Origin of the sequence: Rahnella aquatilis CIP 78.65 = ATCC 33071 (assembly GCF_000241955.1) — a bacterium.
Lineage (GTDB): Bacteria > Pseudomonadota > Gammaproteobacteria > Enterobacterales > Enterobacteriaceae > Rahnella > Rahnella aquatilis.
Genome location: NC_016818.1, coordinates 1,725,359 through 1,749,014, shown reverse-complemented (window position 1 = coordinate 1,749,014; position 23,656 = coordinate 1,725,359). Strand labels below are relative to the sequence as shown.

The following is a 23,656-nucleotide window of genomic DNA, read 5'->3' as shown; positions in this document are numbered from 1 at the left end:
GGATTATCCTTTTGTACTGCCAGCCGTCAGGCCGGAAACGAAGTATTTTTGTAAGGCGAGATAGAAAATGGCGACCGGCACGGCGATCAGTACCGCGCCTGCGGCGTACATCGTGTAGTTGGCTCCCATTTTTTGCGCGACCAGGTTGTACAGGCCAATCGGCAGGGTGTACTTGTCCGGCGTACGCAAAATGGTGCTGGAGAGGATGAAATCCCCCAGCGGTCCGGTGAAGGAAAACAGCGCGATCACCGCCAGTATCGGTTTCGATAACGGCATGATGATTTCGATGAAAATGCGGAAATTCCCCGCGCCGTCCATCCGCGCTGACTCATCCAGATCTTTCGGGATGGCATCGAGATAGCCTTTCATCAGATAAGTGTTCATCGGGATCATGCCGCCGACATAAATCAGCACCAGCGCCAGATGGCTGTTGATAAGCCCGAGTAACTGCGCCAGCACAAAGATGGCGATCAGCGCCGAAAATTGCGGGATCATCTGCAATAACAGAAACAACATCAGCCCGTCTTTACGGCCTTTAAACCGGAAACGCGAGAAGGAATAGGCGGTGAAACTGACGCAAATCAGCGTCAGGATCATGGTCAGGAAACTGATTTTCATTGAATTCCAGTACCAGCCGACGTAATTCACTTCGCCGTTAAACAGGTCTTTGTAATGCTGGAACGAGACGTTCTCGGGAATAATCGACGTACTGAGCAGGCTGTTACCGGCATTCAGTGACGCGCCGACGGTCCAGATCAGCGGATAAATAATGATCACCGCCACTATCAGTAACAGGAAATAACTCAGCGCAAGGCGGATAAACCGGTTTCTTTTAATACTGCTGTTCTTACTCATACCCCTTCCCCCGGTTACGCCATATCATCTTGTTTAAATGAATTGGTTGAACGGAATTGCCACAGCGCAATACCGACCACAAATATCGACAGCAAAATGGTAATGGTCGCGGCAATGGCATATTGCGAAGATGACATGGTGAGTTTATAGATCCACGACACCAGAATATCCGTTCCGCCTGCATTCGAACCGGCCACCGCCGGGCCACCGTTATTAAACAGATAGATAATATTGAAGTTATTAAAGTTGAAGGTGTATTGCGTGATAATAATCGGCGCAATGGAATATAAGACCAGCGGCAATGTAATGGTTTTGAGTTTCTTCCAGGTACTGGCACCGTCCATGGTCGCCGCTTCATATAAATCGTTCGGAATGGCCTGCAATACGCCGGTGGTCATGGCAAACACAAACGGGAAACCCAGCCAGGTCTGCATCATGATCAGCGCGGTTTTGGTCCAGAACGGATCGGTCAGCCAGGCTTTCGGTTCGATGCCTAAGGCCGCCAGAATGCCGTTGTTAATCACACCAAACGAGTCATTAAACATGCCGGCAAACACCAGAATGGTGACAAAACCCGGTACCGCCCATGGCAAAATCAGCACGGTGCGGATCAGCGCCTTGAAGCGCAAATCTTTTTGGTTGACCAGAATCGCCAGCATCACCCCTACCGTACATTGCAGCGTGGTCGCCAGCACCGTCCAGACCACCGTCCATTGCAATACGTCCAGCAAGGTCGAGCGCCAGATATTGAGCGTGAAGATATTAATAAAGTTTTTGAACCCCACCCAGTCGACGAGTTTCGCCGGTGGTGTGTGATATAAATTGTAGTTGGTAAACGCAATAGAGAAGCCGAATATAATCGGGAAGACCACCACAAACACCAGTAAAATAAAACCTGGCGTGATCATTAAATAAGGAAAACCTTCACGCAGCAGCAAATGATATTGCTTACGCACGCCGGGTAATTCCCTGCCCTGATCACGGCGTTTACCGTTTGCCCAGGCATCACGCAGGCTCCAGTAATAAAAGGCCACACCGAATGCCCCAATCAATACGCTGATAATGCCTTTGGCTAACAGAAATATCGAATTATCACGCGGCACTTCTTCGCCCAGCGTATATAAACCCCCTAATCCCTGACGCAGAAAATCATAGAACACGCCGGCGAAACAGATAAGGATGATAAAAAACAGTATTCCCTTGGCCCATTGCCGGTTATAAAACTGCCCAAAACCGGGGATCAGCGCCACAGCCAGCGCCACCGGGGCATGGTGGCTGGCGGAAAGTGGCGCCTGGTTTTCCTCATGAAGACGCATAGACACAAAGATATTCCTTTCACTGGTGAGGGAGTGAAATCACTCCCTCCTGTCAGACATACGGGATTTCAGCAGGCGTTACCGGTTACTCGTTGCTGGCTTTCGCCGCTTCGATTTGCATCTGGATATTTTTCACCGCATCGTTCAGCGCCGCGTCAACCGGTTGTTTACCGGTCACACCCAGCTGGATGCCGTTGTTGGCCGGACCCCAGACTTCCTGCATTTCCGGTACACCCGGCATGGCCGTGGCACGGGTAGACTGTTCAGCCACCGCATTGGCTTTTTCATCGTTTTTGATCATCGGATCATTGACCAGCACCGTCAGTGCCGGGATTTCCTTGGTCACTTCGTAACGCACTTTGGCGTACTTCGGCTGGTTGATGAAGGTGATGAATTTCTCGGCCAGCGGTTTTTGCTTGCTGTACGTCGAGACCGCATAACCTTTCACGCCGAGGAACGAGCTCATCGGTTTGCCGTTCGGCAGCAACGGCAACGCTTTGACGCCGTAGTTAATGCCTGCCGCTTCATACGGCTGGAAGGCCCACGGGCCGGTGATCACCGCAGCCGCTTTCTTCTCGGTAAACAGCGAGTCGATGGCGTTCAGGCCGTTATCGCCGACAATCCCTGCCGGGAATAATCCGTCGGCATAGAATTTCTTCAGGTAGGTAATGGCTTCAATGCTGCCCGGTTTGTTCAGGCCGATATCTTCGACGTTGATTTCGCCTTTGGCGTCTTTACCGAAGATATAGCCGCCCATGGAAGCCATCGCGCCGTAGGCGTAATAGACTTCGTCAAACTTGGCCAGCAGGCCGTATTTGCCTTTCGCCCTTTCGGTTTTGGAGAAGGTGTAATACTCATCCAGGGTCGCCGGAGCCTGTGGCAGCAAATCTTTGTTGTAAATCAGCACCAGCGTTTCCACCGCTTTCGGCACGCCATAGGTCTGGCCTTTCAGCTGGAAGGCGTTGATAGCCGAAGGCGTAAAGCTCGCAAGAAACGCTTTGTCGAGAGTCAGTGGTGCCAGTAAACCCTGTACCACTGCCGTGCCCAACTGATCATTGGGGATCACAACCACGTCCGGGCCAATTCCCGCCGGACCATCCAGTCGTAGTTTCTCCGTTTGCTGTGCATAAGGCGTTTCCTGCACCACGACTTTGACATTGTTCTCTTTTTCAAAATCTTTCACCGCGTCGGCAATACCGGAAGATTTCTTAATGTCTTCCCAGATAAGTAACTGACCCTCGGCTGCCCGGACGGCCTGGCTGCTAAGACTTAATGACATCAGTACCAGGGCAGTAAGGTGTGTAATTTTCATTGTTGCTCCTGAATGTGAAGGTATAACATTTTTGTAGGGTTAAACACGACGTTCAATCAACAACCTATGCCAAAAACCCTTTATATGCTGATTGAAAAGTGATTAATGTCGTCCTGAAAACTATGTTATACGTTAAACTTACAAGCCATAAATCACTACAAAAAGATGCGTATTGTGTGATCTTCTCTCCAAAATTCGAACCCGCCTGTGCAAACGCTTACACAAGGTGGTTATAGTCCGAAACATCAGCGGTATGAATTCTTTATGGGGTCAAACATGTCCAGCATCAGACTTAAAAATGTGGTCAAGCGTTTCGATAAAACCGTGACGTTGCATGGCATCAATATTGATATTGAAGACGGCGAATTCACCGTTTTCGTCGGGCCGTCGGGATGCGGGAAATCCACCCTGTTGCGCATGATTGCCGGGCTGGAAGATATTACGGAAGGAGACGTTTACATTGGCGAGCAGCGGGTGAATGACGTCGATCCTTCACGGCGAGGCGTGGCGATGGTGTTTCAGTCTTACGCGCTGTATCCGCACATGACCATTGCGGAAAACATGGGTTACGGGCTGAAAGTCAACGGCGTGCCAAAAGAGGAGATCCGTCATCAGGTGGAGATGGTCGCCAAAACATTGCAGCTTTCTCATCTGCTGGACAGAAAACCGAAGCAGCTTTCCGGCGGTCAGCGCCAGCGAACCGCCATTGGCCGGGCGATTGTGCGTAATCCGCAGGTGTTTATGTTTGATGAGCCGCTGTCTAACCTGGATGCCGAACTGCGCGTGGACATGCGCCTGCACATTTCCAAACTGCATCAGGAACTGAAAACCACCATGGTTTACGTGACGCACGATCAGACCGAAGCCATGACGCTGGCCGATAAAATCGTGGTGATGAATTACGGCAAGGTCGAGCAGATGGGCGCGCCGATGGACCTTTACTACAATCCGGTGAATCAGTTTGTCGCCGGGTTTATCGGTTCGCCGAAAATGAATTTCCTGCCTGCTGAAGTGATCCGCTGGCAGCCCGATCAGATCGAAGTGCGTCTGACGCCGGAGAAAACCCTGACGCTGGCACTGCGCACCTCCGAACTGGCGGCAGGCGATAAAGTGACGCTTGGGATCCGCCCTGAACATTTGCTGTCGCAGGAAACCGAAAACAGGCTGGAATTCAACTGCGAAGTGGTAGAACGGCTCGGCAACAGCACCTATCTGTTCGGCCAGTGTTATGGCATTGACGGCTTTAAAATGTTGCTGCCGGGCGACATGGCTTTCAACCCTTATCAGAGCCTGACCACCTGGTTTGATGCCCAGCGCTGCATGGTTTTCAGCCAGGACGGTCTGCGCATCAGCGCCCCGAGCCTTTCCCATCTGCATTAATTAATCTTTTCAGGCCGCGTTGCCGGGACACTTCACGTCCCGGCTGTTTCAGTGCTATATCTCTTTATCATGATTTTCAGATAAGGGATTTCCATGTCACTGCAATGCCGCATTCTTGATGATTACCAGAACGTTTCCCTTTCGCTGGCTGACTGGCAAGCACTTGCGCCGCAGGTGGAATGCCGGGCGCTCACGCAACATATTGCTGATGAAAATATCCTCGCCGAAACCCTGAAAGACGCCGACATGGTGGTGATTATGCGCGAACGCACGCCATTCACTGCCAGTCTGTTTGCCCGCCTGCCCAAACTGAAACTGCTGATCACCTCCGGCATGCGTAATGCGGCGGTCGATCTTGCGGCGGCGAAAAAGCATGGCGTAACGGTATGCGGCACCGGCAGCGGGCAGGCCGCCCCGGTTGAGCTGACCTGGGCGCTGATCCTCGGACTGGCGCGGCATCTGGTCACTGAAAATAGGGCGCTACGCCACAACGGCCCGTGGCAAAGCACACTGGGTTTTGGCCTGAACGGCAAACGGCTTGGCCTGCTGGGACTGGGCAAAATTGGTCAGAAGGTGGCACATATCGCGCAGGCCTTTGGCATGAACGTGTGTGCATGGAGCCAGAACCTGACCGCAGAACGCGCCGCCGAACATGGCGTGACACTTTGCCCATCGAAAGAAGCATTACTGCAAACCAGCGACGTGGTATCGATTCATCTGGTGCTCGGCGACCGCACACGCGGCTTGCTGGGCGCGCAGGAACTGGCGCAGATGAAACCCTCTGCCCTGCTGATCAACACGTCGCGCGCCGCCATTGTCGATCAGCCCGCCCTGCTCAGTGCATTGCAAAGCGGAGTCATTGCCGGTGCCGGGCTGGATGTGTTTGATGTCGAACCCCTGCCGGCAGACCATCCTTTCAGAACGCAACCCAACGTGCTGGCGACACCGCATCTGGGTTATGTTGCCGACGGTAATTATCGGGTGTATTTCACCGAAGCCGTCGAAGACATTCAGGCGTTTCTGGCGGGCAAACCGGTTCGCGTGCTGGATTAAAGCAAACGACAAACCTAAAAAACAGGCATAAAAAAACCGGGCATAAACCCGGTTTTGGCTTTCAGCGGCGACGAAACTACTTGGTTTCGTTGGCTTTGATTTCGCCCATCGCTTTCAGCTTTTTGGACATTTCACGACGTTCTTTCGACAGGTCTGCATTGCGGATGATGTAATCATCAACGCGATCTTCATAGTCGCCACGCATGCTGGCAATGATCGCCTGAATTTCGTCGATGCTCATGCCTGGTTTGATGTAGTCACTCAGGTTGTCGAGCAGCAGAACGCGTTTCTGGTTGTCACGGATTTTCTTCTCGTTGTCAGCAATTTCACGTTGTAATTTGTTTTTACGACGGAAAATGCGCACAAACTCCAGAACGTCCTGGAAACTTGGCTTATTGATATTGTCCATTTTAACACCTTCGATTAAGTTACACAGATTCAGTGACTGACTTGTCGCAACCGCTTGTCCTGCCCTGACTGGCAGCTAGCTGGAAGAGTAGCAAAGATCGGGCGGCGCGCTCAGATAATCGTCCAATAAGGTCATCTTACCCGTTTTAGGCCGCAGAAAAAAATCCCTTCATGCTTTCGGCGTTTTAACGCTGCTTATTTGAGCATCTTCTTTTTGCATCGTCATGGTGATCAGGTCGCCCATGGCCCGCAGCTGTTCCGCCACCTGTGAACTCAGCCACACGTAGCCATACACCTGCGCTTCCAGATGATTCGCGGCATTCATTTCCGACATCAGTGCCTTCAGTTCTTCCGCAGATTCATTCAGCTGATGATTGATAGTCAGTTCGTCACCTATCGTGCCGTTCATCAGCATCAGACTCAGTTTTTCCAGCGTATTGAGCATCAGCAGTTGCGCACTGCGCAACGTGCGGGCATTGAGCATCAGGAAATGGCTTTCGCGCGAACTCCAGTAGGCATCAGCCAGCAGTTCAAGGGTGCACAGCAGATTACGGCTCAGGGTCTGGATCGCGTCAAACACTTCACGCGGGATATGCGATTCTTTACTGGCGGGGGCAAACAGCGCGCGCATTTTGACCATCTGCCCCATCGTCGTTTTCATTTTACCGTGCAGATGTGGACGTTCGAGCATATTGGGTGATAACCAGGCGCTGTAGAGTTTGTTCAGCGACATCAGGTAATCAGCCATCTGTATGCGCCAGTGAATAAACGCGCGCTGCGGATAAATACTGGCGAAAAGCAGCGCCAGCAGAGAGCCGAAAATCACATCACCGGAGCGCCATAACGCCGTATCCATATCGCCCGGCCCTGCGCCACACACGACCGCCAGCGTAATACCAATCAGCAGCGCCATATACGGACGCTTGCCGAGTGTCAGATAACCGCTGACAAACATCACAATCCCGCACCACACCAGCATCAGCGGAAAGGAATACAGCTCGAGCCATAAGGCAATCAGCCCTGAAACTGAGCCAAATACCGTACCGGTGATGCGCTCCAGCACGCGCTGAACCACGTTCCCCCAAAACGAAATCGGCCCCATCACCACGACCAGGGTGATCAGCGGCCAGGTGCCTTCGGGGATTTTTGTCAGCCGGACAATCAGGAATGTCAGAATAAACGCCACCGCGATACGCAGGGCATGAGTGATGCGGTAATGACGGTAAATGACGTTATCCAGCGCAGAAATTTTCTTATCGAGACGCACGATGAGCCTGCCGTAAGGCGTGAATTCAAAGAAGGCGGTAGTTTAGCCGAGTTACCAGAGGGGATCACCCTGGTTTTTGTCAGGGATTTTGGGGGCCGGTGCGCAAGAATATGCCGGTTTTGATGATGTCTTCCATGCCTGCGCATTTTGTCATGACTTCATTGTGGCGGATGGTATCCTAGTTGCCGTCAAGTTTATCCATTCCGCACTGATTAAGGTTATTTTCGTCATGTCAGACAAGCCGCAAAAAACGTTCTACTTCCACGATTATGAAACCTTCGGTAAAAACCCGGCGCTGGATCGCCCGGCGCAGTTTGCCGGAGTGAGAACTGACGAAGATTTCAATATTATCGAAGAACCGTTGGTGATTTATTGCCGCCCTTCTGACGATTACCTGCCGGAACCGGAAGCGGTGATGATCACCGGTATTACGCCGCAGATCGCGCTGGAACGCGGGGTGATCGAAGCAGAATTTACCGCGCAAATTCACCAGGCATTCAGCGTGCCGGGCACCTGCATTGTCGGTTATAACAATATCCGCTTCGACGACGAAGTCAGTCGCAATATTCTGTATCGCAACTTTTACGACCCTTACGCTTACAGCTGGCAGAACGGCAATTCCCGCTGGGATTTACTTGACGTGATGCGCGCCTGTTATGCGCTGCGTCCGGAAGGCATCAACTGGCCGGAAAACGATGACGGTTTCCCGAGTTTTCGTCTGGAACATCTGACCAAAGCCAATGGCATCGAACATGAAAATGCGCACGATGCCATGGCTGACGTGTACGCCACTATCGCCATGGCGAAACTGGTGAAGCAGGCGCAGCCGCGTTTATTCAGTTTCCTGCTCGAGCATCGTAGCAAGCATAAACTCAACATCCTGATCGATATTCCTGCGATGGGGCCGCTGGTGCATGTCTCGGGTATGTTCGGCGCGGCGCGTGGTAATACCGCGTGGGTCGCCCCGCTGGCCTGGCACCCGGAGAATAAGAACGCGGTGATCATGTGCGATCTGGCCGGTGATATGACGACGTTGTTAGATCTCAATCCTGATGAAATGCGCGAGCGCCTGTACAGCCGCCGCGATACTTTGCAATCCGGGCAATCTCCGCTGCCGATAAAGCTGGTGCATATCAATAAATGTCCGGTACTGGCACCGGCCAAAACACTGTTACCGGAAAATGCCGAACGGCTGGGGATTGACCGTCAGCGTTGTCTCGAGAATTTGCAGTTACTGCGTCAGAACCCGCAGGTGCGCGAGAAAGTGGTCACCCTGTTTGCCGAGGCTGAGCCGTTTACGCCTTCCGATGATGTGGATGCCCGCCTTTACGACGGTTTTTTCAGCGATGCCGATCGCGCGGCCATGCGCATCATTCTGGAAACCCGTCCGGAGAACCTTCCCGCGCTCGATCTGACCTTTAACGATTCCCGTATTGAGCCGCTGTTGTTCCGCTTCCGGGCACGCAACTACCCTGCCACGCTGACCGATGCCGAGCAGAAGCGCTGGATGGCGCACCGGCAGACGAAGCTCACTGATGAACGTTTTCAGAATTATGCATTAGAGCTTGAATCGCTCTATAACCTGCATGAGGGGAATGTTGAGAAGATGGCGCTTCTCAAGGCGCTGTTTGAATACGGGAAGAAACTGGTGGGTTAATCGGTTTGCGCCTCCCCATGCGAAGGGGAAACGCTGCGAGCGGGGTTTAAAGGGCTAACATCTCGTCAAAGCAAACTTCAACTCATTGATTTCGCTTTGATACCCCACCCCAGCCCTCCCCTTCGCAGGGGAGGGAGCCGACCAAATCAGGATTCGGAAACAATCTCACCGCTCATCTGCGGTGGCTGCTGACGAAATGCTTTAGTGATGAACGCCAGATATCCCAGCCCAATCGCACCCCAGACTAAGCCCAGCGTCATTGAACTCGATTCCAGGTTCAGCCACAGCGCACCGACGGTCAGCGCACCAATTACCGGCAGGATCAGGTAACTGATGTGATCTTTCAGTGTACGGTTACGTTTTTCACGGATGTAGAACTGTGAAATTACCGACAGGTTCACGAAAGTGAACGCCACCAGCGCACCGAAGTTAATCAGCGCGGTCGCTGTCACCAGATCAAAGGTCACCGCAGACATTGCCACAGCGCCGACCAGCAATACGTTAAACGTCGGGGTGCGCCATTTAGGATGCACATAACCGAACAGTTTTTCCGGGAATACACCATCGCGGCCCATCACATAAAGCAGACGGGAAACCCCGGCGTGGGCGGCCATGCCGGATGCCAGAACGGTCACACAACTGAAGCACAGAATGACGGACTGGAAGAACTTACCTGCCACATACAGCATGATTTCAGGCTGAGACGCGTCCGGATCTTTAAAGCGCGAGATGTCCGGGAAATACAGCTGCAGGAAGTAAGACACCACCACGAAGATGATGCCGCCAATCAGCGCGGTCAGGAAAATCGCTTTCGGGATCACTTTGCCCGCGTTCGGGGTTTCTTCAGACAGCGAGCTGATGCCGTCAAAGCCCAGGAACGAGAAGCACAGAATGGTCGCACCGGTGATCATCGGCACCACATGCGCATTCTCACTGAAGAATGGCTTAGTGGTCGCCAGTGTGCCCATGCCCTCGCCCATGTAAACACCGCGAACTAACAGGCCCAGGAAGACCACCATGATCGCCACCTGCACCACAACAATAATGCTGTTGAGGTTAGCGACGATTTTGATGCCACGCAGGTTGAACGCGGTCATCATGCCGACCAGCGCCACCACGAAGATCCACGAAGGGACGCCCGGGAAGATAGCTTCCAGGTAGATTTTCGCCAGCAGGATGTTGATCATCGGCATGAACAGATAGTCCAGCAGCGATGACCAGCCGACCATAAAGCCGACGTGCGGGCTGATCGCTTTTTGCGCGTAAGTGTAAGCAGAACCGGCAGACGGGAAACGCTGCACCAGTTTGCCGTAGCTCACGGCGGTAAACAGAACGGCGATCAGTGCGAAGATATACGCGGTCGCGACGTGACCGTCGGTCAGGCCGGAAACAATGCCGAACGTATCGAAAATGGTCATCGGTTGCAGATAGGCAAGCCCCATCATGACAACCTGAACCAGCGTCAGAGTTTTACGCAGTTGTACACGCTGAGTGGCCGGCGCGGCAGATGCATTAGCAGACATGGTTCAGCCCTCCCTGAATTGCAGACACCGGGCGCTTAAACGCCTCTGAAAGCAACGTACAGGGAAAACTTCGGGAGTTATTACCAGTAAACGGGGGAGTCATCTTCACGTCTATTAAGGCGCAGGTGAAGACGGTGCGAATTTGGCCGCAGCGGAAAGAAGCACCGGCGGGCACCGGTACAGATGTGAAATATTGCCCCATATTACATTTCCTCATAGTGGCGACCGTTTTTAATTTGGGATCGCACACGAACCTTGTTATCTATCCGGATCCGGGTCCGGCCTCTGTTAAATTAGTTTGGGTACTGCCTATACAAAAAAAATAACCGGCGCCTTTAAGCGTCGGTTATCTGCAGTGCGGCGTATTTTGCACAAATCACGCATGAATGACAACATTCACAGACGTCAGGTTCAAAATTCTTTTCAAACCTAAAACATTCGCGCATGCGCATTAACCATTTCTATGCGTTTTTCAACATCCAGTCGATTTCTGTCTCCGTTACTCTTCTTTCAAATTGCAGAAGTTCATCGGATTTACAGGTGTGATAAACCTGCGAGAAGCGCTCACCGAGGATCTTCTTCAGTGCGGGCTGGTCATTGAAATCATATAAAGCATCGCTCTGGCGGATAGGCAGCGGAATACCTTCCTGTTCCAGACCGTTACCCGTGACCGGCTCCGGCAAGGGCAGATCATTATCCAGACCATATAGCATGCCTGCGAGCACGGCAGCAACCACCAAATACGGGTTAGCATCCGCTCCCGCCACGCGGTATTCCACGCGGTGATCGGCGGTGCCGCTGCACGGTACGCGAAGCGCAACGGTACGGTTATTGTGCCCCCACGACGCCTGCGTCGGCACATACATACCTGGCTGGAAGCGGCGGAAAGCATTCACATTAGGTGCCAGTACCGCCATGGAGGCAGGCATCAGCGCAATCATGCCGGCGAGTGCGCGTTTCATCAGCGCAGAATCTTCGCCATTGGCATCGGCAAACAGGTTTTTACCGTTGTCGTCGAGCACACTGAGATGGATGTGCATCCCGCTGCCCGCATATTCATCGTAAGGTTTCGCCATAAAAGTGGCGTCCATATCGTGATTTTCCGCCACCAGTCGCACCAGACGCTTAAGCATCAGGGCGTGATCACAGGCGCGCAGAATATTTTCGCTGTGGTGCAAATTGATTTCAAATTGTCCCGGTGAGGATTCCGCCACCGCGCCATCCGCCGGTAAACCCTGAATGCGCGCCAGGCGATCAATATCGCTGAGCACATCGGCAAAGTGATCGAGATTATCGACGGAGTAAACCTGAGTATGCATGCTGCGTTCCTGCGTCCCCGGTGTACAGGGTGGCTGAATATAGCCTTCCGCATCGCGCTGCCTGTCGAGCAGATAGAACTCCAGCTCTACCGCTACCACCGGGAACAGCCCCCGCTGGCGCAATGTTTGCCAGATATGATTAAGCACATTGCGTGGTTCAACGTTAAAGGGAGTGCCATCTTCGTCAAGCATGGTCAGAAGCAACTGGCCGGTATGTTCGGGGTCCGAGGCGGAAGGCGTTAAGGTACCGGGAACCGGCACACAGATGCGGTCAGGTTCGCCCAGTTCCTGGCCTAATCCGGCTTCTTCCACCACATTACCAAGAATGTCCATGGCGAAGACCGATGCCGGGAAATAACACCCTTTTTCAATTTTTCGAAGTGCTGAGACGGAAATGCGTTTGCCGCGGAAGGAGCCATTGAGATCGGTGAGCAGGACGTCGACGTGAAGGGTTTGCGGGTGACGCTCCAGGTATTGGGACACTTCATCCTGGAACGCGCTACTTCGCTCTTCAACGTGCTTAGCGAGGGGTTCGGTCCCGCTAATCTCTTTCTTGATTTCATTCATCAGTTCGGTCGCTTGCATAGGTTATCCGCCATTTGCTGGTTTCCGGCATATCAGGCACCACCATGGTGCCAGCCGGTTATCTTTACCGGGTCATCACTGTGTTCAACGCTGTGCTCTCATGGGTTCAGGATCCTCTCGGTTATGCTCAAACTCTCTTTGCGTAAACTCTTTTTTGCTCAAAATAACAGCCATATTATTAACCCTAGACTTAACATTAATTATTTGCAACATCTACATATACGCAACATATCCGTTTGAAAAGCGTGCAGGCCGCTGCTAAATTGGTCAATGCAAGGTCAATATTCTGAGCAGCGACGTGCGGGGAGGCGCGTGCTGTCAGTCAATTCATCTACTCAACGAGGCGGTATTATGGGCAATATATTTTCCACGGCATCTGCGGGAAAAGAGACGCGCTACAGACCGGTCATTGGGGTAGTCATGTGTGAAAACACGGTTGATGAAAACCCTGCCCTCACTGTCCACGAAAAATATCTGGACGCCATTTTCAACGCCGATGCCCTTCCCGTTTGTCTGCCGCATGAACTGGCGGCTCGCGAAGGCGCGATAGATCAGATTCTGCGCGGTCTGGACGGCATCTTCCTCACCGGCAGCCCCAGCAATATTGAACCTCATCAGTACGGTGAAGAAGGTGTCGAGGAGCTGGCCGATCCCGGCCGTGACCGCCTGAGTTTGCAGTTAATCCGCGCGACGCTGGATAAGAAAATCCCGCTCTTTGCCGCCTGTCGCGGTTTGCAGGAGCTGGTGGTGGCCACCGGTGGCAGTCTGCACCGCAAAGTGCAGGAGGTACCGGGTTATATGGATCACCGCGAAGATACCAGCCTGCCGCATGATAATCAGTATGATCTCGTGCATCCGGTGTATATCGAACCGGGCGGCTTACTTTCAGAATTATTACCCGATTATCAGCAGTTTCAGGTGAACTCCCTTCACGGTCAGGGAGCCAACCGTCTGAGTGAAGTCCTGACCGTGGAAGCACGCGCACCGGACAATCTGGTGGAAGCCGTGAGTGTCCGTAATCATCCGTTTGCCCTTGGTGTGCAGTGGCATCCGGAATGGCACAGTCTGACCGACCCGGTGTCGCGTCAGCTGTTTAACGCTTTTATCGCTGCCTGTCGCAAAGGCCATCAGGCCCGGCGCGCACGAGAGGAATAAACGGATGAGCGAAGTCAGTCTGGCGCCTGGTCGCCGGCTTTCTGAAATTCGCCAGCAACTCGGGATGTCACAGCGCAAAGCCGCCGAGTTGTCTGGCCTGACACACAGCGCCATCAGCACCATCGAACAGGATAAAGTCAGCCCCGCCGTCAGTACTTTACAGAAGCTATTGCGGGTTTACGGGCTGTCACTTTCGGAGTTTTTCGCCGAAGAGCATAAAAGTGACGCGCCGCGGATCGTGATTAATGCGGCGGATTTAATTGAAATCGGCAGCCGCGGCGTGTCCATGCGTATGGTCCACAACGGCACGCCAAACCACACCGTTGCCATGTTGCTGGAGACCTATCAGCCAGGCAGCACCACGGGCGATAAAATCAAACATCAGGGCGAAGAAGTCGGCACCCTGTTAGAAGGAGAAATCATCTTAACCATCAACGGTCAGAGTTACCCGCTGCGTGCGGGGCAAAGTTATGCCATTAACACCGCGAACCCTCACAGTTTCAGTAATATTTCGACGCGGATTTGCAGGATTGTCAGCGCGCATACCCCTAATACCTTCTAGTTGTCACCGGCTCCGGGCGCGGCAACGGGAACCCAAAGAAGGATGTCACCATGACTGCTCAAACAGGAAGTCCCCGCGCTGCCGGTGTGCCGCACACCGACAGCTATTACGCCAGTTCTGTCAACGACCACGCGCCGTGGCCGGAGCTGACGGACAATATTGAGTGCGATGTCTGCATTGTCGGTGCCGGTTTTACCGGCATCTCTTCTGCTTTATATCTGTGTGAAGCCGGCTATGACGTGGTGGTGCTCGAAGCCGCCCGCGTCGGCTGGGGTGCCAGCGGGCGCAATGGCGGCCAGGTGGTCAATTCTTACAGCCGCGATATTGATGTGATTGAAGACCGCTACGGACGCCAGACCGCTGATATGCTCGGCAGCATGATGTTTGAAGGCGCGAACATTATCCGTCAGCGCATCGATCAGTATGCCATCGACTGCGACTATCGCCCCGGCTGTATTTTTGCCGCGCTGAGTGCGCGTCAGTTGTCGAAACTGCGCGACCAGCAAAAACTGTGGAACCGTTACGGCCATACTGAACTGACACTGCTGGATGAAACTGCCGTGCGGCGTGAAATCGCCACCGACCGTTACGTCGGCGGGCTGCTGGATAAAAATGGCGGCCACCTTCATCCGCTGAATCTGGTGCTGGGTGAAGCCGAAGCGGTGCGACGTCACGGCGGGCGTATATTTGAAGGCTCAGCCGTCACCCGGATTGACCCTGGCGAACCGGCGTTAGTGCACACGGCCAGAGGTCAGGTGAAAGCTAAATATGTGATTCTGGCGGGCAACGCCTATCTGAGTCAGCAGCTTGCGCCACGCCTCACGCGTCTCAGCATGCCGTGTGGCTCGCAGATTGTGGCAACCGAACCCTTGTCGGATGACATGGCGCTTTCATTATTGCCGAACAATTACTGCGTGGAAGACTGTAACTATCTGCTCGATTATTTCCGCCTCACCGCAGACAACCGGATGTTGTACGGCGGCGGTGTGACCTACGGCGGCAAGAATCCGCCCAATATCGATTCAGTGATCCTGCCCAAACTCAACCGCACCTTCCCGCAGCTTAAGGGCGTGAAGATTGATTACCGATGGGGCGGCAATTTTCTGCTGACGCTGTCGCGCCTGCCGCAGTTTGGCCGGCTGGAAAATAACATCTATTACATGCAGGGTGACAGCGGGCACGGCGTGACCCTGACCCATCTGGCCGGTAAGCTCATCACCGAAATGCTGCGCGGCGACGCCGAACGTTTTGATGCGTTCGCCCGGTTGCCGCACATGCCATTCTTCGGTGGCCGCAATTTCCAGGTGCCGTTTACCATGCTGGGCGCGGCGTATTATTCCCTGCGTGACCGTTTAGGCGTGTAAACCTTTTACCCGGGTAAAAACCCGAACAGCCCCCCGCAGTTTCTCTGCGGGGAGAGGCGTGTGTCAGGCTTTTCCTGCCACCGGAAATTCACTGTCAGTGCCAACTTCGGGCAACTCATTCAGATCCGGCTCGATCCCTTGCGAAATGTAATCTTTTGCCGCAATGGACTGTTCATTGCCTTGCGCATCGCGGATAAGTACATGTTTGATCGCGCCGTCTTTCATCACCTCACGGTGTACACCGGTAAATTCACTCATTGTGGTTTCCTTTTTGATGAACTGCACATAGACATCACTCATCTTTAAGCATAGTTTTTTATTCTTAAGTGCAACTAATAAAAATCCTAAATGACCCCAGCAACGCGCGCATTTTCCTGATAAATTAGAGGTATTGTCACTGATGACGACACCGCACGCCCCCGCACCACTCATGCCTTACAAGGAGAACGCTCTTGGACGCCAGCACAATTAATACTCTTTTCTTTATTGGCGCCCTGTTAGTCGCAGCGAGCATTTTGCTCAGTTCGTTCTCTTCTAAGCTTGGCATCCCTATTTTAGTCATTTTTCTGGCGATCGGCATGCTGGCAGGCATCGATGGCATTGGCGGCATTGCGTTTGATAATTACCCCGCCGCCTATCTGGTCAGCAACCTGGCGCTGGCGGTGATTTTGCTCGACGGCGGGATGCGCACCCGCGCCTCTTCCTTTCGTGTTGCCCTGTGGCCCGCGCTGTCGCTGGCAACGGTCGGTGTTCTGATTACCGCCGGTCTGACCGGGCTGGCGGCCGCGTGGTTGTTCAATATCAACCTGATGCAGGGCTTACTGATTGGCGCGATAATCGGTTCAACCGATGCGGCAGCCGTCTTCTCGCTGATTGGCGGTAAAGGTCTGAATGAGCGTGTCAGCGCCACGCTGGAAATTGAATCCGGCAGCAACGACCCGATGGCGGTGTTCCTGACCATCACCCTGATCGACATGATATCTAAAGGTGAACACGGCCTTAGCCTGATGTTTGTTGTTGATGTGGTGCGCCAGTTTGGCCTCGGCATTGTGTTTGGTGTGGGCGGCGGCTGGCTGCTGCACAAGCTGATTAATAAGATTACGCTGGCGGCCGGGCTGTATCCGCTACTGGCGTTCAGCGGTGGTTTGCTGGTGTACGCGGCAACCATGTCACTGGAAGGCAGCGGCATTCTGGCGGTGTATCTGTGCGGTCTGATGCTCGGCAATATGCCCATCCGCAACCGTCACGGTATTTTGCAAACCTTCGACGGGCTGGCGTGGCTCAGCCAGATTGGCATGTTCCTGGTGCTCGGTTTGCTGCTGACGCCCAGCGATCTGCTGCCTATTGCTATCGCGGCGCTGGCGCTGTCATTGTGGATGATCCTGCTGGCGCGTCCGCTGTCGGTGTTTGTCAGCCTGATCCCGTTCAAAAACTTTACCCTGCGCGAACGCTTCTTTATCTCGTGGGTGGGCCTGCGCGGTGCAGTGCCGATCATTCTGGCGGTGTTTCCGATGATGGCCGGTCTGCCCAATGCCACGCTGTATTTTAATGTCGCCTTCTTTATCGTGCTGGTCTCCCTGCTGCTTCAGGGCACGTCATTAGGCTTCGCGGCCAAAAAAGCCAAAGTGCTGGTGCCGCCGCAACCGACGCCGATTTCCCGCGTCGGTCTGGATATCGATGTGTATAACGACTGGGAACAGTTCGTGTATCAGCTCGGCTCCGATAAATGGTGCGTCGGCGCGGCGCTGCGTGATCTGCAAATGCCGCAGGCAACACGCATTGCGGCGCTGTTCCGTGGCAAAGAGATGCTGCATCCGACCGGCAGTACGCGGCTGAAGGAAGGCGATATTCTTTGTGTGATCGGGCAGGAAAAAGATTTACCGGAGCTGGGTAAGTTGTTCAGCGACAGCAATAAAGTGGTGCTCGATGACCGTTTCTTCGGTGATTTTATTTTGCAGGCCGATGCCCCGCTGGATGCGATTTCCCAGTTGTATGGCCTGAATCTGGAAGACACCGTTGATCAGTCGCAAACCCTGGGACATTTCGTGATCAATCTGCTCGGTGGCGAACCGGTTATCGGCGACCATATTGAATGGGACGGGCTGACGTGGACAATTGCGGAAATGGAAGGAAATCGGGTGAGTAAAGTCGGCGTGAGGATTGTGACGCAGAAGGCCTGAAAAGTAGTTTTATCAAAAGCTTCCTCAGATAATGCAAATCCCGGTGTGACACCGGGATTTGTTCAGATTAGCGGTTAATCGATCTCGCCATGCGGGTATAGGTATGGCGTACACCGCGGATCGCAATACTGTAAGCCATGATATTCTCGGGCAGTGCGATCCCCATATAACCTGTATCGCCGATGTGATGCAAATCAGCGCCGGCCATTTTGCTCATCAGCGCAATTTGTCGCACCGTACTGACATCTGCGCCTTCCTGTGACGTGCCGATAGTGGTCATTGCCAGCGCGCCGTGCGCATGCGCACGGGCAATCAGCGACGTGACTTTCTCCTGGCTCATCCCCGGAACGGTTCCCGGAGCAGGGATCAGAACAACATCTGCACCCTGTGAGGCAAACCAGGCAACATCTTCTTCGCTGATAATGGCAGCACCACTTTCCCGCACCACACCGGCACCGTGCATTTTACCCGTGATCACCACAGCATGGTCTCCGACAGCCTGACGAATATCACTGATCGCCAGTCCCAGCGCGCGGTTGCTGACACCGTTGTTCGGATTGCCGGTCAGTACCAGAATTTGCGCCCCCATTTCAACCAGCTTACGGGCGTTCTCTGCCGTCGCCATCCTGCCGGGTTTCATTTTCCAGATATCCTCATGCGAGGAGGCAAATTCAGGATCCACCGCTTCCAGATTGACACCAATAATGCGACCGGTAAGCCTCTGCAATTCGTGCAAAATATGTTGAGGTGCGATATCTGCAGTCAATCCTTTGATCTCCGGACTCTCAAGGTCAAACATATTGATCAGTAAAATATCTGCACCCTGTGACGCGGCGAGCTCCGCATTGCTGACGTTGTTCAGTAAAGGCTGAGTGATGGCGATCGTTTCACTGACTAACACGCGGCCTTCGCTGGCACGGATAGCATAAAGAAGCATCTCCCGGTCCATGTTAACGATATCCGAAGCACAACAATCCAGTAATCGTTTCTTTGTCATGAGATAGATGTCCTTATTGATTCACTAATTCACGAATTTCACTGGCTATAATTTCCGCCTGTGTACCAATGATAACCTGAAGACCTGAATCTCCACGTTTTATCACCCCCATCGCTCCCAGTTTTTTTAACGCTGACTCCCGGATCATCTCCATGTCGACAATTCCGAGGCGTAACCGGGTTATACAGGCATCAACCCGTATCAGATTTTTTCCTCCGCCCAGGGCATCGAGACAGGCGGCAGCAAGCTGTGAGGCGTTAATTGCAGGACTGGCAGCACAATGATTATCTTTTGCCAGCCCGCCGCTGATACCAATCGCGAAGAGTAAGGGCAGATTATCGAAAAGTGTTGGTCCTGCTTTAGTCACATAAGCAATGTCAAATACGTCTGGTTGTCCCGGACGTAACAAGAGTCCGGCAACGGGTAGCACAGCAATAGGCAGCATTAACGCTTTGCCTAACCGCTGCATGATGACGAAAAAGTTCCCTTGCATAAATTCACCTGAGGTTGTTATTCATCCGGAATGGTAAAAAATCTTATGATTTAAGTACCAATTATGTACCACTTGGATACCATAAGGAAACTTGTGTTATTATGCAGTCTGGAAGACTTAGTTTGTGATCATGCTATCATTATTAATGAGTTTCTAAGAAAGTCAGGATGGACAGATTGATTTTCCAAATAACAACTGGTTCACTATTTAATAAACCACTCTGTACAATACTGGATAAACAATGACAACTTCTCCCGCCAGCCTGTTTCAGCTTGATGCCAGCAATGGCATGCCGCTGTATATGCAGCTGATTAATTCCGTTAAATCGGCGATTGCCAGGCATGAGCTTCAACCGGGAGATGCGATCCCATCAGAGCGTGACCTGGTCGAGTCGCTCAACATCGCGCGTGGCACGATCCGCAAGGCGTTTCAGCAATTGCTTGAGGAGGGAATACTTATCCGTAATCAGGGCTCCGGCACTTTTGTCGCCCCGCATGTCCGCCAGTCCCTGCCGCTGCTGGAAAGTTTCAGCGAAATGGCTGATGCCAGCGGGGGAAAAGCACAAAGTGAACTGGTGGGATATTTGCGGCGGGCATCAACGCCGAAGGAACGGGAAATTCTGCGCCTGGCGGATGAGCAAAAAGAAGTCGTCGAACTGACCCGTTTACGAAAAATCAACGGCATCGCCGTTTCTCTTCAAACGGCCATTCTGCCCGCACATTTGTTAGATAAAATTAATGAACTCGATGAGTCCCTTTACCTGTATCTGGAGAAAAAAGGCTCCCCGGTGCTGAGAGCGAGCCAGCATTTTAAAGCTGTGATGACAGATAACAAACTGGCCTATTATCTTGGTATCAAAGAACATCATCCTTTGTTACTGGTGACGCGAACGGGTTACACATACCATGAGCAACCTGTAGAATACACCTGTACATGGTGTCTTAATGATTATTATGATTTTACTATCGAGCTGCGCCTCCCCCAAAAATAAAAAGGATTGTTCTTAGCACAGGTTTCAACATCCATTTTTAACAGTTCGTAGCAATGCCTTTTTATCATCAGGTATTGCTCCTCCCCGTTTTTAATTAAAGAATTAAAAATTTCTATTCATTTGTAAAATAGCCAACAATAAACCATTCACTAGATATATTATTAGGGCGTAATGAAAGCTATGATAAATGCATCAATAACAAAGTTAAAACAAGACGCGTCTGCTAAATTAATTATTGTCAGTTATTCCCCTACGGGTGGCGGACATACCGCACGTTTGTTAAATATCATTACATTGGCATTAGAAAAAAAATCCATTCCCGAGGACAGTATCGTGATATTTCACGTTCCCTGCCCATGGGAAGGGACGCCGCGATCCCCTCTGGTGGCCTCACTGGCCAGGAAACTGGTCAGCCAAAAAATTCATGTTTGGATTGCCGAGTCTGATAAATCAATTTACGGATATTTAAATAAAGATACCGGCGGTTCTGACGATGCCAATATTTTGCAACGTGTCACACATTTCCCCTTACGCAATCAGCAGAATAAAATCAATACCAGTGAAAAAAAACAAAAAATCATAACCAATTTGAATGAATGTGTTTATTTTAAGAACGACACCTCAGAAAATGCGTTATCCGTTATTTCAGCAAAGGATCTGATGTCCGGGGTTTTAGCGGAATTTGGTCACACCGTCATCGCTGAGCGAACTTATTTGCTGACTGATATGGATCCCTATTTACAAAAAGCCGCCTCATCGGCTGGTGTCCCCGGGAAACGCTGTCTGGATCAGCAAAACCATGCGATATTACTCAATCTCAATGACACCCAACTCAATTTGTTACCCAAATATGCATTGTTGTCTAAAGTCCTTGGCGGATACGGAGAAAAAATCTCCCATATTGATTTAGGAGGATGCAACACACTCAATAGCCTGTGTGAAATCGCTACACGCCTGAATATTTATAGCGGAACACCGAAATATATTTCCCGCATAAAAATTGCTGACTTACTGCTGACCTTCGCCCTTTCAAAAGAACAGATTGATACCCGGCTGAATGAGTCTGATAAACCTTTCGCAGGTGTGATATGTGGCTCAGGCGTGAAACATGGCGGAGATGCCCGAAATATCATCTACGTTTATGCCCATAAGAAAACCAATATTATCGCCAGATGTGTGAATGAAAGGATGCTCGCGGGTGATCCCGCTTTCTGCGAACTGATATTCCTCTTCTGTGGCGCAGGCGCCGTGGGAAATCTGAATGCCATGCATCTGGCTTATTTAGCTGACGCGGATGGTATAACCACTGCGGGCGCAGGCACCGTGGGCGAATATGCTTATCTGAGAAAGAAGGCAGGCTGTAGTTCCAGGCTATTGATTTTGCCGATAGAAGGCCACAATGAGCAGGAAAAGAATGCGGATGTTATCTCGCAAGATAATGTCATCAAAGCTTTTGTGGTAAGAACGCTGCAAAGCGAACAACTTTCTGATTCTCTGCAACGTTTCGTGAGTGGTGCCAGCCGAAGTCGGGAGGCACCGCAGACCATGAATGAATTTATTACTGCCATAAGCAATCCGAACACCTATGTACAGCAAGCTTATGACCTGCTCTTCAGTGATGCCTCGACGGTCAATTTCAGCAACATCCAACAAGTTGAACAGCTGATGAACCAAAATCCGTTGCTACGGGCCACGCGTAAATATCTGAAGCTGGTTTTTCAGTCTCTGAGCGCCACGAACGGAAAAAATAGTCTTTCAGTTTCATTCCAGCAGGGGTCAACCCATACATTCGCCAATGTAAAAGAACTGAGTCGTACCTTACAAAACCCCGCAAGCCTGGCACAAATTATCGGACTAAAATCTCCCGGTCAAGCCGCTGAGATGCCACTGCTCAGGGAGGTCAGGCAGTATTTCTCAGGACTGGCGAACGGCGATTCTCCCCCGGCGGGAGCGGTGGCTAAGCTAAAAGAAGAGTTTGGGGAATTTATGGTGACGGGTTTTTGACGCTATTTTTCACGACGGAAAATCTGTGCCGCGAGGGGCGGCACAGAGGATGTGTTACTGGGCAGCCTGCGGGTCTTTGTCGTAGTCAGAACAAGACTGATAACCTTTGTTCATGACATGACCGGTGTCGTTAAAGCTGACGAAGTAGGTCTGAGCTTTACCATCACGCGGTGCGACCGCATAAGTCTGACACGTCCCTTTCGCATGGATCAGCGTCGCTTCCGTTGACGGTGGCCCTGCAATAGCACGAACCTGCGATTTCGTCATCCCGACTTTCACGTCGCTGACGACCGGCTCTTTCACATAGCTCGCTGCACGGTCATAAGTCTGACACCCGGCCAGTACCGAAACTGCTGTAGCAACCACAAGTAACATTTTCTTATTCATAACTTCTCCTCCTGAGTATTTTTGTCTTGTTAAGCATAGAAGACATAAGGGATTTCGCCAGCCGATATGACTTTTATTTGTTGATTACACCATATTTTAAGTTTTTTCTGATAACCGGTACTGACAGTTTGCGCGTGGCCGGAGGGACATTTTTGTGTGGGCAAAAGAGGATATTCAGGGCTTTTTGATCTATACATGAAAGAGATAAGCCATTGAATGCGCGACAAGGAGCCATTCCTGATGCATTTGGATCGACGCCGGTTCGTTACTTTGCTGGGTGTGATTGCCCTGATGCCGATACCCCAAACGGGCTTCGCGACGCCCCGGGAGGTTGCTATGGATACTCTGTTGATTGAGAAACCCGACGGCGGTGTGCCGAATAACACGTTACCCGTGTTGATCTACCACCGCGTTATTCCGCCTGATACCCCCGATAATGCCGAATATCTCGAACACCTTTTCCGCGCCAACGGCTGGCCGCCACAGTGGCGTTATCCCGTCTACACCTTCACGCATTTTCATTCCAATACACATGAAGTACTGGGTGTTTTTGCCGGTTCGGCGAAGCTGCAACTGGGCGGCGAGCACGGCAATATTATCGAGGTGAAAGTCGGCGATGTATTACTGCTTCCGGCCGGGATTGGCCACAAACAAATTTCCGCCGATGAAGATTTTATGCTGGTCGGGGCGTATCCGCCGGGCATTAAAGCCGATTTATGCCACGACGAAGTGCCGCAACTGGCGGCGCGCACCAAAGCAGTCAAGGCCGTCCCGCTGCCCGCCACCGATCCGGTGACCGGACACAGCGAAGGCAGCCTGCTGGTATGGCATCAAAAATAACTGCAACA

At 52.1% G+C, this 23,656-nt stretch carries 21 protein-coding genes; 10 read left to right on the top strand and 11 right to left on the bottom strand.

Annotated elements, in window-relative coordinates; translation table 11 throughout:
- Positions 1–3: 3 nt before the first annotated feature.
- From RAHAQ2_RS07985 to RAHAQ2_RS07975, 3 genes are all read right to left on the bottom strand, one after another.
- Positions 4–855, bottom strand: a complete 852-nt coding sequence (locus RAHAQ2_RS07985) for a sugar ABC transporter permease (protein WP_015696730.1) — start codon at positions 853–855, stop codon at positions 4–6.
- 14 nt (positions 856–869) lie between these two features.
- A complete protein-coding gene (locus RAHAQ2_RS07980) occupies positions 870–2,171 on the bottom strand; it encodes a carbohydrate ABC transporter permease (protein ID WP_037038756.1) in 1,302 nt (433 codons plus the stop codon).
- 85 nt (positions 2,172–2,256) lie between these two features.
- Positions 2,257–3,483, bottom strand: a complete 1,227-nt coding sequence (locus RAHAQ2_RS07975) for an extracellular solute-binding protein (protein ID WP_015696728.1) — start codon at positions 3,481–3,483, stop codon at positions 2,257–2,259.
- A 276-nt stretch (positions 3,484–3,759) separates the two neighbouring features.
- On the opposite strand from RAHAQ2_RS07975, the gene RAHAQ2_RS07970 reads away from it, so the two are divergent.
- Positions 3,760–4,863, top strand: coding sequence for an ABC transporter ATP-binding protein (locus tag RAHAQ2_RS07970; RefSeq protein WP_015696727.1), 1,104 nt, complete (start codon positions 3,760–3,762; stop codon positions 4,861–4,863).
- 93 nt (positions 4,864–4,956) lie between these two features.
- Positions 4,957–5,916 (top strand): D-2-hydroxyacid dehydrogenase family protein, encoded by a 960-nt coding sequence (locus RAHAQ2_RS07965; protein ID WP_015696726.1) that lies wholly within the window; start codon positions 4,957–4,959, stop codon positions 5,914–5,916.
- Between the two features lie 76 nt (positions 5,917–5,992).
- On the opposite strand, the gene RAHAQ2_RS07960 is transcribed toward RAHAQ2_RS07965, so the two are convergent.
- Together RAHAQ2_RS07960 and RAHAQ2_RS07955 are read right to left on the bottom strand one after the other, a co-directional pair.
- Positions 5,993–6,325 carry a DUF496 family protein gene (locus RAHAQ2_RS07960; protein ID WP_013574907.1) on the bottom strand — a complete coding sequence of 111 codons (333 nt, stop codon included), beginning with the start codon at positions 6,323–6,325 and terminating at the stop codon, positions 5,993–5,995.
- Positions 6,326–6,493: 168 nt separating this feature from the next.
- Complete coding sequence (locus tag RAHAQ2_RS07955) at positions 6,494–7,591, bottom strand: FUSC family protein (protein ID WP_015696725.1); 1,098 nt, start codon at positions 7,589–7,591, stop codon at positions 6,494–6,496.
- Positions 7,592–7,820: 229 nt separating this feature from the next.
- Between RAHAQ2_RS07955 and sbcB the strand changes: the two genes are divergently transcribed.
- Entirely contained in the window at positions 7,821–9,248 is a 1,428-nt protein-coding gene (gene sbcB, locus RAHAQ2_RS07950; protein WP_037038778.1) for an exodeoxyribonuclease I, read from the top strand.
- A gap of 146 nt (positions 9,249–9,394) precedes the next feature.
- Here the strand turns inward: sbcB and RAHAQ2_RS07945 are convergent, their stop codons facing one another.
- Positions 9,395–10,771 carry an APC family permease gene (locus RAHAQ2_RS07945; protein ID WP_015696723.1) on the bottom strand — a complete coding sequence of 459 codons (1,377 nt, stop codon included), beginning with the start codon at positions 10,769–10,771 and terminating at the stop codon, positions 9,395–9,397.
- Positions 10,772–11,232: 461 nt separating this feature from the next.
- A complete protein-coding gene (locus RAHAQ2_RS07940) occupies positions 11,233–12,657 on the bottom strand; it encodes a glutamine synthetase family protein (RefSeq protein WP_049796151.1) in 1,425 nt (474 codons plus the stop codon).
- 369 nt (positions 12,658–13,026) lie between these two features.
- On the opposite strand from RAHAQ2_RS07940, the gene puuD reads away from it, so the two are divergent.
- The 3 genes from puuD to RAHAQ2_RS07925 are packed head-to-tail and all read left to right on the top strand — an operon-like array spanning position 13,027 to position 15,756.
- Positions 13,027–13,830 (top strand): gamma-glutamyl-gamma-aminobutyrate hydrolase, encoded by an 804-nt coding sequence (puuD, locus tag RAHAQ2_RS07935; RefSeq protein ID WP_015696720.1) that lies wholly within the window; start codon positions 13,027–13,029, stop codon positions 13,828–13,830.
- A 4-nt stretch (positions 13,831–13,834) separates the two neighbouring features.
- Positions 13,835–14,392, top strand: coding sequence for an HTH-type transcriptional regulator PuuR (puuR, locus tag RAHAQ2_RS07930; protein ID WP_015696719.1), 558 nt, complete (start codon positions 13,835–13,837; stop codon positions 14,390–14,392).
- A 50-nt stretch (positions 14,393–14,442) separates the two neighbouring features.
- Positions 14,443–15,756: an NAD(P)/FAD-dependent oxidoreductase gene (locus RAHAQ2_RS07925; RefSeq protein ID WP_015696718.1), complete on the top strand. Its 1,314-nt coding sequence runs from the start codon at positions 14,443–14,445 to the stop codon at positions 15,754–15,756.
- A gap of 63 nt (positions 15,757–15,819) precedes the next feature.
- Here the strand turns inward: RAHAQ2_RS07925 and RAHAQ2_RS07920 are convergent, their stop codons facing one another.
- Positions 15,820–16,014: a hypothetical protein gene (locus RAHAQ2_RS07920; RefSeq protein ID WP_015696717.1), complete on the bottom strand. Its 195-nt coding sequence runs from the start codon at positions 16,012–16,014 to the stop codon at positions 15,820–15,822.
- Positions 16,015–16,208: 194 nt separating this feature from the next.
- Here RAHAQ2_RS07920 and RAHAQ2_RS07915 point away from each other — a divergent pair, with 194 nt between their 5' ends.
- Positions 16,209–17,936 carry a potassium/proton antiporter gene (locus tag RAHAQ2_RS07915; protein WP_015696716.1) on the top strand — a complete coding sequence of 576 codons (1,728 nt, stop codon included), beginning with the start codon at positions 16,209–16,211 and terminating at the stop codon, positions 17,934–17,936.
- A 67-nt stretch (positions 17,937–18,003) separates the two neighbouring features.
- Here the strand turns inward: RAHAQ2_RS07915 and RAHAQ2_RS07910 are convergent, their stop codons facing one another.
- Positions 18,004–18,933 carry a DUF7916 family protein gene (locus RAHAQ2_RS07910; RefSeq protein WP_015696715.1) on the bottom strand — a complete coding sequence of 310 codons (930 nt, stop codon included), beginning with the start codon at positions 18,931–18,933 and terminating at the stop codon, positions 18,004–18,006.
- Positions 18,934–18,946: 13 nt separating this feature from the next.
- Positions 18,947–19,426, bottom strand: coding sequence for a PTS sugar transporter subunit IIB (locus tag RAHAQ2_RS26110; RefSeq protein WP_015696714.1), 480 nt, complete (start codon positions 19,424–19,426; stop codon positions 18,947–18,949).
- A 241-nt stretch (positions 19,427–19,667) separates the two neighbouring features.
- Here RAHAQ2_RS26110 and RAHAQ2_RS07900 point away from each other — a divergent pair, with 241 nt between their 5' ends.
- The gene (locus tag RAHAQ2_RS07900) at positions 19,668–20,417 is read left to right on the top strand and encodes a GntR family transcriptional regulator (protein ID WP_015696713.1); all 750 of its coding nucleotides are present in this window, start codon (positions 19,668–19,670) and stop codon (positions 20,415–20,417) included.
- A 171-nt stretch (positions 20,418–20,588) separates the two neighbouring features.
- Complete coding sequence (locus tag RAHAQ2_RS07895; RefSeq protein ID WP_015696712.1) at positions 20,589–22,421, top strand: glycosyltransferase family 28 protein; 1,833 nt, start codon at positions 20,589–20,591, stop codon at positions 22,419–22,421.
- 54 nt (positions 22,422–22,475) lie between these two features.
- Here the strand turns inward: RAHAQ2_RS07895 and osmE are convergent, their stop codons facing one another.
- A complete protein-coding gene (gene osmE, locus RAHAQ2_RS07890; RefSeq protein ID WP_013574896.1) occupies positions 22,476–22,808 on the bottom strand; it encodes an osmotically-inducible lipoprotein OsmE in 333 nt (110 codons plus the stop codon).
- 240 nt (positions 22,809–23,048) lie between these two features.
- On the opposite strand from osmE, the gene RAHAQ2_RS07885 reads away from it, so the two are divergent.
- Positions 23,049–23,648, top strand: coding sequence for a hypothetical protein (locus RAHAQ2_RS07885; protein WP_015696711.1), 600 nt, complete (start codon positions 23,049–23,051; stop codon positions 23,646–23,648).
- Positions 23,649–23,656 lie beyond the last annotated feature (8 nt).

Bases quoted from the DNA above. Each gene is read 5' to 3' on its own strand.
- osmE (WP_013574896.1), bottom strand. From the start codon at position 22,808: ATGAATAAGAAAATGTTACTTGTGGTTGCTACAGCAGTTTCGGTACTG.
- RAHAQ2_RS07945 (WP_015696723.1), bottom strand. From the start codon at position 10,771: ATGTCTGCTAATGCATCTGCCGCGCCGGCCACTCAGCGTGTACAACTG.
- RAHAQ2_RS07910 (WP_015696715.1), bottom strand. From the start codon at position 18,933: ATGACAAAGAAACGATTACTGGATTGTTGTGCTTCGGATATCGTTAAC.
- RAHAQ2_RS07900 (WP_015696713.1), top strand. From the start codon at position 19,668: ATGACAACTTCTCCCGCCAGCCTGTTTCAGCTTGATGCCAGCAATGGC.
- puuR (WP_015696719.1), top strand. From the start codon at position 13,835: ATGAGCGAAGTCAGTCTGGCGCCTGGTCGCCGGCTTTCTGAAATTCGC.
- RAHAQ2_RS07965 (WP_015696726.1), top strand. From the start codon at position 4,957: ATGTCACTGCAATGCCGCATTCTTGATGATTACCAGAACGTTTCCCTT.
- RAHAQ2_RS07970 (WP_015696727.1), top strand. From the start codon at position 3,760: ATGTCCAGCATCAGACTTAAAAATGTGGTCAAGCGTTTCGATAAAACC.
- RAHAQ2_RS07940 (WP_049796151.1), bottom strand. From the start codon at position 12,657: ATGAATGAAATCAAGAAAGAGATTAGCGGGACCGAACCCCTCGCTAAG.
- RAHAQ2_RS07895 (WP_015696712.1), top strand. From the start codon at position 20,589: ATGAAAGCTATGATAAATGCATCAATAACAAAGTTAAAACAAGACGCG.
- RAHAQ2_RS07885 (WP_015696711.1), top strand. From the start codon at position 23,049: ATGCATTTGGATCGACGCCGGTTCGTTACTTTGCTGGGTGTGATTGCC.
- sbcB (WP_037038778.1), top strand. From the start codon at position 7,821: ATGTCAGACAAGCCGCAAAAAACGTTCTACTTCCACGATTATGAAACC.
- RAHAQ2_RS07985 (WP_015696730.1), bottom strand. From the start codon at position 855: ATGAGTAAGAACAGCAGTATTAAAAGAAACCGGTTTATCCGCCTTGCG.
- RAHAQ2_RS07920 (WP_015696717.1), bottom strand. From the start codon at position 16,014: ATGAGTGAATTTACCGGTGTACACCGTGAGGTGATGAAAGACGGCGCG.
- RAHAQ2_RS26110 (WP_015696714.1), bottom strand. From the start codon at position 19,426: ATGCAAGGGAACTTTTTCGTCATCATGCAGCGGTTAGGCAAAGCGTTA.
- RAHAQ2_RS07975 (WP_015696728.1), bottom strand. From the start codon at position 3,483: ATGAAAATTACACACCTTACTGCCCTGGTACTGATGTCATTAAGTCTT.
- puuD (WP_015696720.1), top strand. From the start codon at position 13,027: ATGGGCAATATATTTTCCACGGCATCTGCGGGAAAAGAGACGCGCTAC.
- RAHAQ2_RS07980 (WP_037038756.1), bottom strand. From the start codon at position 2,171: ATGCGTCTTCATGAGGAAAACCAGGCGCCACTTTCCGCCAGCCACCAT.
- RAHAQ2_RS07960 (WP_013574907.1), bottom strand. From the start codon at position 6,325: ATGGACAATATCAATAAGCCAAGTTTCCAGGACGTTCTGGAGTTTGTG.
- RAHAQ2_RS07925 (WP_015696718.1), top strand. From the start codon at position 14,443: ATGACTGCTCAAACAGGAAGTCCCCGCGCTGCCGGTGTGCCGCACACC.